The organism is Gammaproteobacteria bacterium (assembly GCA_013696315.1).
Lineage (GTDB): Bacteria > Pseudomonadota > Gammaproteobacteria > JACCYU01 > JACCYU01 > JACCYU01.
Window position 1 is genome coordinate 1 of the sequence record JACCYU010000128.1, and the last position, 10,323, is coordinate 10,323.

Genomic DNA, 10,323 nt, shown 5'->3' on the forward strand with positions numbered 1-10,323 from the left:
GCTGGCACCAATTGGCAACGTGCCACCGGCTGAAGCTGAAGCGGCTTATTATGCGCAAGTCAAAGGGTCCGCCATGGCGGCGTGACTCAAATCAATGAGTCTCCGGGATCCCCGGGGCGGTTCATTATTGATTATGGGCGCATCATCGCGCGTCCGGAAGGAAGCGTGTACACATCACACTTGAAGGGTGTGGACAAGGATCTCCGCGTGCGTCCCTTCTTCGCCCATGGCGCGACGTTTTCCCTGCGGGCGTTCATCGTTGGCGCTTTTAAGGATGAAATGGGCCTGGAGGCTCCCGACCCGATTTTGTGCAAGGCCAAGCGCGCGGGTAAACCGAGAATGGCGGTGACCCCAGGGGGCCTCGTGCTCGATCCGGCGCTGGTCGATCACTTGGAGTTTTATCTTCTGAATTACTTCAAACCCGCCACCGGCCAGGTAACCCGGCGCGCCCGGCAGGGGCTCAAGTTGATTCGGCGAATCGGGTGCACGAGCTGTCATGTCCAGGATCTCCGCATTGAGCGCGACCGGCGTGTGGCGGACGTCGAAACACGCTTCGACCCGCAGTACGGAATCTTCAATCGGCTGTTCGCCACCGCCACGACTCTATTCAGGATTGTCATCGATGGCGAGTCTTTGCCGCAGTTGCTGCCCAAAGGAGAGCCGTTCCTCGTAAAGAACATCTTCGCCGATTTCAAACGACACGATCTGGGGCCGGCCTTTCACGAACGCGATTATGATGGCACGATCGGCACTGAGTTTAAGACCGAGCCGCTGTGTGGCGTGGGCAGCACGCCCCCGTATAGACATGATGGGCGCAGCATCAATCTAATGGAGGTCATCCTGCGTCATGGCGGCGAGGCGCAAGCATCGCGCGATGAATATGCGGCGGCGAATCCGAACAACCAGCACAAGATCATCGAGTTCCTCGATACTCTGGTGATCTTTCCGCCCGATGACACGGCCTCGAATCTCAACCCGGGCGTGCCGGGGTCAGGCGACCCGCAGGATCCTTTACAGCACGGCAGCATCAATCTTGGCGCGCTGCTTCAGGACGCTTCGGAAGGCGCTGAATAACAGATGATACTGGGGTGCTTTAGCTGAACTGGGAGCTTAAGCGATGCACGCGCGGCACCGCGGCGACCATTAACGCTTGATTATCGCGGGCACGTCACGGTGGCAGGGCAGGCAGTTAAAATCAGGCAGGCGCTATAGCGCCTGCCTCAGGGTGTTTATCTAGTCGCGTCGCGCAGTTTGTCTTTGGCGCCGCCCACCTTGTTCTGCACCTTGCCGGCGGTTTTCTCGGCCTTGCCTTCGTTCTCCACGTGCTTGTTGCCAGTAGCTTTACCGACACCCTCTTTAATAGAGCCGGTGACTTTTCTGCCTGCGCCCGCGCTACGATCTTTATCGACCATGTCCTCTCCTCTTATGTGTGATGTGCAACATCTGCGGACCTACACCCGATAACCGAGCCATGCAAGGTCGGTGCGTATGTTCGCGGAGCGCGATGTCCGATGTGTAAAAGCGCTTTGGTTCCTTACAGAACGGATCGGCGGTGGTCACGTTTGACTCTGCTTGCGCCGCCAGCGCCCATCGTGTTTCTAGTACTTACTCTCCACCGCCGACCACGCGACCTTGTGTGACACTTGCTCGCGCGAGGCATCGCCGCGCCGCTTTTGCGGGTCGCTGCATTGCTCCCAGGCATTGTTATAAGCCTCCTTGTAAATCTCCTGCTCGTGCTTCGGCAGATTATCTTTTACCGATGCCGGTAGTTGCGTGATGCGATCGGAGGGCATGGTTGCCTCTCCCGTCGTTGTTGGGGTATAAGCGCGAACGCGCCATGTTGATTAGGCGCCCGCCAGTGATGAGTCACTTTTTATGCCGGTCGCTGGCGTTTCGAAACGTAAGCGACATGCAAGGCCGATGGACACGCACCATTCCTGCTCCGATGCTTCGATACTGGCGATAGTGCGAGACGCCGGCCGCAGGCTGGAAAAGCTGAATCTGAAACTGGTGACTGCTGAATCCTGCACCGGCGGCTGGCTGGCGAAAGCGAATACCGATCTCGCGGGCAGCTCGGCGTGGTTCGAGCGCGGGTTCGTGACATATAGCAATGACGCCAAGCGCGAACTGTTGGGGGTCAGTGAAGAAACGCTCGAACGCTATGGCGCGGTCAGCCAGCAAACGGCGCTCGAAATGACCGAAGGCGCGTTGCGCAACAGCCGCGGCGATTTCGCCATCGCCATAACCGGGATAGCGGGGCCGGAGGGCGGCAGCGCGGACAAACCCGTCGGCACCGTATGGATCGCGTGGCAGCGCCGCGGCTCGCAAGCCTGCGCGGCGCACTATCGCTTCGAAGGCGATCGAGAGCGCGTGCGCCGCGCGTCTGTCGTCGCGGCGTTGGAGGGCGTGCTGCGCTTGCGCGGATAGTCCCCGCGCCGCAATCCGGCACGCGCAGGGTGAGTTTGCGATTGAAACCCTACGGGCGATGCATCGATGGGGAGTCTGGTTCCGCGCGCTTGTATGCGATAATTAAGCCAGTAAGCTGATGTATTGCGACGACGCGCGGAATCCTTTTCCGCCGATTTCTCAAGGGGTTCGTGGATGGATGAAAATCGACAAAAGGCTTTGACCGCGGCGCTGGGCCAGATCGAGCGGCAATTCGGCAAGGGTGCGGTGATGCGCATGGGTGATTCCACCGCTGCGCGCGATGTGGCCGTGATCTCCACCGGCTCGCTGGCGCTGGATGTCGCCTTGGGGATCGGCGGGTTGCCCAGAGGCCGCGTTATCGAAATTTATGGGCCGGAATCGTCGGGCAAAACGACGCTAGCGTTACAGGTGGTGGCGGAATGCCAGCGGCTGGGAGGTGCGGCGGCGTTCATCGATGCGGAGCATGCCCTGGATCTGGACTACGCGGGCAAGCTGGGTGTCAACGTGGACGATATTCTCGTCTCGCAGCCGGATACCGGCGAGCAGGCGCTGGAAATCACGGACATGCTGGTGCGCTCAAGCGCCGTGGACGTCGTGGTGATCGATTCCGTCGCGGCGCTTACGCCCAAAGCCGAGATCGAGGGTGAGATGGGCGACTCGCACATGGGCTTGCAGGCGCGGCTGATGTCGCAGGCGCTGCGTAAGCTGACCGGCAACATCAAGCGATCGAACACGATGGTGATCTTCATCAACCAGATCCGCATGAAGATCGGCGTGATGTTCGGCAACCCTGAGACGACCACGGGCGGCAATGCACTGAAGTTTTACGCCTCGGTGCGGCTGGACATTCGCCGCATCGGCTCGATCAAGAAGGCTGACGAGATCATCGGCAATGAAACTCGCGTGAAAGTGGTCAAGAACAAGATGGCGCCGCCGTTCAAGCAGGCGGAGTTCGAAATCCTCTATGGCGAGGGCATCTCGCGTTATGGCGAACTGATCGATCTGGGGGTCAAACACGGCATCATCGACAAGGCGGGCGCATGGTATAGCTACGGAAAGGATCGCATCGGTCAGGGCAAGGATAACGTGCGAGAGTTCCTGAAGCAGCACGGCGATATGGCCGCCGAGATTGAAGGAAAACTGCGCACGCAGTTGTTGCCCAAGCGCGCTGCCTCGGCGAGTGAGACTGAGCCCGCGGGCGCCTGAGTGGCGCAATGCGCGCGAGATCGCGTTGGCGTTGCTGGCGCGGCGCGAATATTCGCAGCGCGAGCTGCAATTGAAGCTCATCAGCCGCGGCGTCGAGGCATCCGCCATCGGCGCGCTACTCGAAGAACTGGCGGCCGAGCGCTTGCAAAGCGATGCGCGCTTCACTGAGAACTATGTGAACGCGCGCCATGCGCGAGGATTCGGGCCGCTGCGCATTCGCCTGGAATTACAGCAACGTGGTGTTGATGAATCGCTGATCGACGCGCATCTGGACGCGTGCGAAGGCGCTTGGGAAGACCTCATGCGTGCGCAGTATCACAAGCGGTTCGGCGATCGACCGGCGGAGGACTTTGCAGAGCGTGCGCGTCGCGGCCGATTTCTGCAGCAGCGCGGATTTTCCAGCGAGAGGATCGGGCGTCTGCTTCACGAACTGTGTAAGGGCGTCTAAATGAATGACTAACGTCGTGTCCCGCAAATAATTTGCCTATTTTTAAGCCGTCATTCCGGCAAGGTATAGGCCGGAAATTCAGTGGCAAGGACGTTCGTTTGACTGGATTGAGGCTTTCGCCGGAATGACGAAGACGTTGTCTTGACCCATTTATTTTTGGAAGTTCCAAGTGAACTCGTAGGTCGCCAGTCCGTAGTCGGCGGTAGGTTGCCACGGCAACTTGGCGAGCTGCGCCATGAATGACTATGAACAAATTTAACAGCAGCGCGGCGCTGCGCTCGCGCTTTCTCGAATTCTTCGCGGCGCGCGACCATGAAATCGTGCAGTCCAGCCCGCTGGTGCCCGCGCACGACCCGACCCTGCTGTTCACCAACGCAGGCATGGTGCAGTTCAAGGATACGTTCCTCGGTCGTGAGTCGCGCGCCTGTCCACGCGCGGCCAGCAGCCAGCGCTGCGTGCGTGCCGGCGGCAAGCATAACGATCTGGAGAACGTCGGCTACACGGCGAGACATCACACCTTCTTCGAGATGCTGGGCAATTTCAGTTTCGGCGATTACTTCAAGCGCGAAGCGATACGCTATGCGTGGGCGTTCCTGACCGAAGAGGTCGGATTGCGGCGGGAACGCCTGTGGGTGACGGTATTTGAGGAAGACGATGACGCCGCGGATCTATGGCTCAATGACATCAAGGTCGATCCCGCGCGCTTAAGCCGTATTGGCGCCAAAGACAATTTCTGGTCAATGGGCGACACTGGCCCGTGCGGCCCGTGCACCGAGATCTTCTATGATCACGGCCCGGAAATTCTCGGCGGCCCGCCGGGTTCGGAAGACGCCGAGGGCGATCGCTACGTCGAGGTGTGGAATCTGGTGTTCATGCAGTACGATCGGGATCAGCACGGCTTTCTGAAGCCGCTGCCGAAACCCTCGGTCGATACCGGCATGGGGCTGGAACGTCTGGCCGCCATCCTCCAGGGCGTGCACGACAATTACGAGATCGACCTGTTCCAGCATCTGATTCGCGCAATCGCCGAACTCACTGGCGATCGGCAACCGCGCGGCCCATCCTATAAAGTTATCGCGGATCACATCCGCTCCTGCGCGTTTCTCGTCACCGACGGCGTGCTGCCGTCCAACGAAGGGCGCGGATACGTGCTCCGGCGCATCATCCGACGCGCGGCGCGTCATGGCCATAAATTGGGCCTGACCGAGCCGTTCTTTTACAAGCTGACACAAGCGCTGGTTGCGGAAATGGGCGCGGCGTTTCCGGAGCTGGCCAAAGCTCGAGCGCACGTCGAGCGCGTGCTAAAAAACGAGGAAACTCGCTTCGCCGAGACGCTGGAGCAGGGCATGCGGATTCTGGATAACGATATCGCCAGCATGTCCGAATCGGTCGTGCCCGGCGATACCGTGTTCAAGCTCTATGATACCTTCGGTTTTCCAGTTGACCTCACCAACGACATCGCGCGCGAGCGGGGCCTGACCATTGATATGGCGGGATTCGAGCGCCACATGGCGGCTCAACGCGACCGCGCGCGGGCGGCCAGCCAGTTCAAGATCACCACGAGCCTCGATGCGGTATTGCAGCGCGCGCTGACACCTTCGGAATTCACAGGTTACGATCGCCTGGTTGACGAAGGCACGGTCACGGCACTGCTGTATGAAGGAACGGCCGTGGCGCGGTTGGAGACGGGGCAGGAAGGTGCGGTGTTTCTGGATCGCACGCCGTTCTACGCCGAATCCGGTGGTCAGATTGGCGACACCGGGACGCTGGACAACGATGCAGCGCGCTTCGAGGTACGCGACACACGCATGCATGCCGGTGCCCATGCGCACCTGGGCACGCTCACGTGCGGCGCGATTGCGATCGGTGACCAGCTTGAAGCGACGGTGGACGCCGCGCGCCGTCAGGCGACCGTGCTGAACCATTCCGCTACGCATCTGCTGCACGCCGCGTTGCGCAAGGTGCTGGGTGAGCATGTGACGCAGAAGGGCTCGCTGGTCGCGCCGGATCGGTTGCGTTTCGACTTCTCGCATCCCGAGCCGGTTAACGTGGCGCAGCTCGACGAGATCGAGACTCTGGTCAACGATAAGATACGCGCGAATGCGAAGGCCGATATCCGGGTAATGGCGAAGGAAGATGCGCTGGCGGCAGGGGCGATGGCGCTGTTCGGTGAGAAATACGGCGAGCGCGTGCGGGTGCTGAAGCTCGGCGATTTTTCCACGGAACTGTGCGGCGGCACGCATGTGCGGCGCGCGGGCGACATCGGCGTGTTCAGGATCGTCGGCGAAAGCGGTGTCGCGTCCGGCATCCGCCGCATCGATGCGCTCACGGGCCGCGGCGCGCTGGCCTGGCAGGACGCGAACGAGGGACAGCTGGAGCGGGTCGCTGAACTGGTGAAGGGTAATCGCGCCGATGTCGAGCAGAAAGTCCGCGCGTTGCTGGAACGCAACCGCGCCATCGAACGCGAACTGGAGCAGCTTAAAAGCCGCCTCAGCGTGCAAGCCGGTTCTGATCTTGCGTCGCGGGCGCAGGTCGTCAATGGTGTGAAGGTACTGGCGGCCGTAATCGCCGATGCCGATGTCAAATCCTTGCGCGATACGCTGGATCAATTAAAAAGCAAGCTGGGCAGCGCGGCCATCGTACTGGCGGCCGTCAATGACGATAAAGTGAGCCTAGTAGCCGGCGTGACGAAGGATCACACCGACAGAATCAAGGCGGGCGAGCTTGTCAACATGGTCGCCGTCCAGGTCGGCGGCAAGGGCGGCGGCCGGCCCGACATGGCGCAAGCCGGCGGCAATGATCCGGCGGCGCTGGACGCAGCGCTGCGATCCGTGCCCGAGTGGGTGCGGTCGCACGTAGTCTAGACACCACGCAGTCGTTTATCCTTAGATTAACAGGTCGCAGTGCCGCTATGGGACTCGTAAACGCCAAGCTGTTGCTGAAGAATCCGCGCATGGCTGATCTCGGCGCGGTCGAGACGGTAGCGCTTGCCGATTCTGGCGCGTTGCATCTATGCATTCCTGAGCACGTACAGCTGCAGTTGAAACTGGAGGCATAGATTACAAGGAAGTAACGCTTGCCGACGGATCCAAGAAACTCATTCCCTATGTTGGTCCGCTGGAGTTGCGATTCAAAAACCGGGTGGGCTTCGCAGGCGCGCTCGTTATGGGAGATCAAGTGCTGCTGGGCGCTATCCCAATGGAGGATATGGACTTGATCGTCATCCCGAAGACGCGCAATTTGGATGTCAACCCCGACACTCCAAACATTGCCTCGTCGATCGTCAAGTAATTGACGGAGTTAAGCGCCGGCGGATAAGCGCGTAGCAGTGATCTTTCCTGACACACCCAGGTATTGTTTAATGCGCACCTTCGCCACGGGTATTCCATGTCCCTGATCGTCCAGAAATACGGTGGCACCTCCGTGGGTTCCGCTGAGCGCATCGAACACGTCGCCGACAATGTGAAACGCTGGCGTGACGAAGGTCATGCGTTGGTCGTTGTGACTTCTGCCATGTCGGGCGAGACTGACCGGTTGCTAACGCTGGCGCGCGAGATCGACCCTCTGGTATGCGGGCGCGAGCTCGATATGCTGCTCTCCACTGGCGAGCAGGTGACCATCGCACTGCTGGCGATGGCGCTTGAAAAAATCGGTTGTCCGGCGGTCTCGTACACCGGCGCGCAGGTGAGTATCCGCACCGACAGCGTACACAACAAAGCGCGTATCCTGGAGATCAATGGCGCGCGCGTGCGGTGCGATCTGGCTGCTGGCAAGGTGGTGGTGGTCGCGGGGTTTCAAGGTGTGGATGAACATGGCAATATCACCACCCTTGGTCGAGGGGGGTCGGATACCACCGCGGTCGCGCTTGCCGCCGCCCTCAAGGCGGACGAATGTCAGATCTATACGGACGTCGATGGCGTTTACACGACCGACCCGCGCGTGGTGCCGAGAGCCCGCCGGCTGGAGCGAATCACTTTTGAAGAAATGCTGGAGATGGCCAGTCTCGGCTCCATGGTGTTGCAGATCCGTGCCGTGGAGTTTGCCGGCAAATACAGCGTGCCCCTGCGCGTGCTTTCAACCTTCGTGGATGGCGAAGGCACGCTGATCACCTTCGAGGATGCGGCGGCAGTGGAACAGGTATTGATCTCCGGGATCGCGTTTAATCGCGACGAGGCTCAATTGACGATCGCCGGCGTGCCAGATCAGCCGGGCATCGCCTATGAGATCGTCGGTCCGATCTCGGACGCGAACATCGAAGTGGACATGATCGTGCAGAACGTTGGCGTCGACGGTACAACGGATTTTACCTTCACCGTGCATCGCAACGACTTCGACAAGGCGCGCACGATTCTGTTGCGCATCTCAAAGGCACTGGGTGCGCGCAAGGTGGACGGCGACCAGCATATCGTCAAGATCTCGCTGGTTGGCGTGGGCATGCGTTCACACGCCGGCATCGCCTGCACCATGTTCAAGGCGCTGGCCGCAGAGGGCATCAATATCCGCATGATTTCAACCTCGGAGATCAAGATCTCCGTTGTGGTGGACGAGAAGTATCTGGAACTGGGCGTGCGCGCGCTGCACGATGCATTCGAACTGAGCGTGCCGCCCGCGCAGACAGCGCCGAAATCTATGGACACAGGTGGTGTCGATTCGCTTCAATAACGCATAGAATGCGCGAGAGCCGGGTTGCGACGCAGAGTGCGCGGCGTTCGGTTACATGTGCCGCAAGGGGAGTCAAATGCATAATAAGAATAACAACAACAGAAAGGAGAGCCAGGAATGTTGATTCTGACACGTCGTGTAGGAGAGACTTTGATGATCGGTGACGAGGTAACCGTCACCGTGCTCGGGGTGAAAGGCAATCAGGTGCGTATCGGCGTGAACGCGCCCAAGGAAATTGCTGTGCACCGCGAGGAAATTTACGAACGCATCAGGCGCGAGCGCGAACAGCAGGCTCAAGGCAACACGCAAACCGGATGAGCGGGCGCCGGGTGTCCGCCAGACCATGCAGTTCTACGGGTCTATGAAGATGTGCCCGTGTGGGCGAGCCGGAAAGAGGCAAATGTCCAGTGAACATTTGCTCCGGCGAGCGACCGCCAAGGAGGGCGGGGCCGGTGTTTAGCGGAGTTAAGGCGCTGCGCCATGGATGGCCATGCAAGCGTTACGAATATGGAGAGGTGGCCGAGTGGCTGAAGGCGCTCCCCTGCTAATGGGCGAGGTGGACAAAGGCGAAGCGCAGCTTCGTCCCGCCGAGCGGGCGCGCCACGGAAGGTGCGCACCGGGATTCTTAGCGAAGCAGGAGCTGAGCTTAGAATCATTACGACCGATTTAATGCACGGAGTTAGATTAGTAACACTTCTGGAGAGGTGGCCGAGTGGCTGAAGGCGCTCCCCTGCTAAGGGAGTATGGGGTTTATAGCTCCATCGAGGGTTCGAATCCCTCCCTCTCCGCCAGTTATTATGGCAATGTAGCGCTGTCAAGCACCATGCTGCCAATTTATTTAATGGGAGGGTGAGAACCCTCGCGGGTTCGACAAATTAGTCGGGAGCAAATTTGAACCGCGCGTTGCGCGGGCCCGGAGGGCGAAGTACAGATACATACGCAGTAATCCCTCCCTCCGCCAGTTTTCGGTCTGCACGATGTGGCAAAGCAAGTAACAGCGCCACGCCATGGATGGCTTCTAGTGGCCTTTAACCGCCACACTGTTAGGAGTTGTCATTCCGAGCGGAACGAGGCATGTTGATACCACGCTCTACACCGGGGTTTATCAAGATCTCTCGCTCCGCTCGAGATTACAGCTTCTGACTACCGAATCAGGCGTTACTTGCAGGCTAATAGGATCGTCAATCAATGCGCCCGTAGCTCAGCTGGCGAGCGGGAACAAGAAAACTACATCTACCATGTCGTTTTCCCCGCGAGCGACACGCCACGGAAGGCGTGGCCGGGTTGTCTAACGACACCGTTGTATCGCCAGGGATGGCTGGTAGTAGGGTCAATCAATGCGCCCGTAGCTCAGCTGGATAGAGTACCAGGCTACGAACTTGGTGGTCGGGAGTTCGAATCTCTCCGGGCGCGCCATCTCCCAAAGCCCGCGGCAACGCGGGCTTTTTTTGTTCGGTGGGTTCAAGTTCCTAATGCAACAGTTCGTTGAAAGTTTCAAAGGGTGTTTTCCAGTTCAGCACTTTTCTGGGACGGCCGTTGAGCAGTTGCTGAACCCGTTTGATTTGATAGTGACTGACCTG

At 59.6% G+C, this 10,323-nt stretch carries 9 protein-coding genes, 2 tRNA genes, 1 other RNA gene and 1 pseudogene; 11 read left to right on the plus strand and 2 right to left on the minus strand.

What is annotated here, in order from left to right:
• Positions 1 to 81 precede the first annotated feature (81 nt).
• Entirely contained in the window at positions 82 to 1,074 is a 993-nt protein-coding gene (locus H0V34_07850; GenBank protein ID MBA2491610.1) for a hypothetical protein, read from the plus strand.
• Positions 1,075 to 1,229: 155 nt separating this feature from the next.
• Here the strand turns inward: H0V34_07850 and H0V34_07855 are convergent, their stop codons facing one another.
• A complete protein-coding gene (locus H0V34_07855; GenBank protein ID MBA2491611.1) occupies positions 1,230 to 1,412 on the minus strand; it encodes a CsbD family protein in 183 nt (60 codons plus the stop codon).
• 186 nt (positions 1,413 to 1,598) lie between these two features.
• Complete coding sequence (locus tag H0V34_07860) at positions 1,599 to 1,793, minus strand: ChaB family protein (GenBank protein MBA2491612.1); 195 nt, start codon at positions 1,791 to 1,793, stop codon at positions 1,599 to 1,601.
• A gap of 127 nt (positions 1,794 to 1,920) precedes the next feature.
• Here H0V34_07860 and H0V34_07865 point away from each other — a divergent pair, with 127 nt between their 5' ends.
• The 10 genes and pseudogenes from H0V34_07865 (at position 1,921) to H0V34_07910 (ending at position 10,159) form a co-directional block, all read left to right on the plus strand.
• Positions 1,921 to 2,427 carry a CinA family protein gene (locus tag H0V34_07865; protein MBA2491613.1) on the plus strand — a complete coding sequence of 169 codons (507 nt, stop codon included), beginning with the start codon at positions 1,921 to 1,923 and terminating at the stop codon, positions 2,425 to 2,427.
• A gap of 174 nt (positions 2,428 to 2,601) precedes the next feature.
• Complete coding sequence (recA, locus tag H0V34_07870) at positions 2,602 to 3,633, plus strand: recombinase RecA (protein MBA2491614.1); 1,032 nt, start codon at positions 2,602 to 2,604, stop codon at positions 3,631 to 3,633.
• Between the two features lie 25 nt (positions 3,634 to 3,658).
• Positions 3,659 to 4,081, plus strand: coding sequence for a regulatory protein RecX (locus tag H0V34_07875; GenBank protein ID MBA2491615.1), 423 nt, complete (start codon positions 3,659 to 3,661; stop codon positions 4,079 to 4,081).
• Positions 4,082 to 4,326: 245 nt separating this feature from the next.
• Positions 4,327 to 6,945, plus strand: coding sequence for an alanine--tRNA ligase (alaS, locus tag H0V34_07880; GenBank protein ID MBA2491616.1), 2,619 nt, complete (start codon positions 4,327 to 4,329; stop codon positions 6,943 to 6,945).
• A gap of 47 nt (positions 6,946 to 6,992) precedes the next feature.
• Positions 6,993 to 7,372: pseudogene (locus H0V34_07885) on the plus strand (clan AA aspartic protease).
• Positions 7,373 to 7,468: 96 nt separating this feature from the next.
• Positions 7,469 to 8,743 carry an aspartate kinase gene (locus H0V34_07890; GenBank protein ID MBA2491617.1) on the plus strand — a complete coding sequence of 425 codons (1,275 nt, stop codon included), beginning with the start codon at positions 7,469 to 7,471 and terminating at the stop codon, positions 8,741 to 8,743.
• Positions 8,744 to 8,860: 117 nt separating this feature from the next.
• Positions 8,861 to 9,061, plus strand: a complete 201-nt coding sequence (gene csrA / locus H0V34_07895) for a carbon storage regulator CsrA (GenBank protein ID MBA2491618.1) — start codon at positions 8,861 to 8,863, stop codon at positions 9,059 to 9,061.
• A gap of 380 nt (positions 9,062 to 9,441) precedes the next feature.
• Positions 9,442 to 9,534, plus strand: a tRNA-Ser gene (locus H0V34_07900).
• Positions 9,535 to 9,572: 38 nt separating this feature from the next.
• Positions 9,573 to 9,704: non-coding RNA, RtT sRNA (locus tag H0V34_07905), on the plus strand.
• A 378-nt stretch (positions 9,705 to 10,082) separates the two neighbouring features.
• Positions 10,083 to 10,159, plus strand: a tRNA-Arg gene (locus tag H0V34_07910).
• Positions 10,160 to 10,323 lie beyond the last annotated feature (164 nt).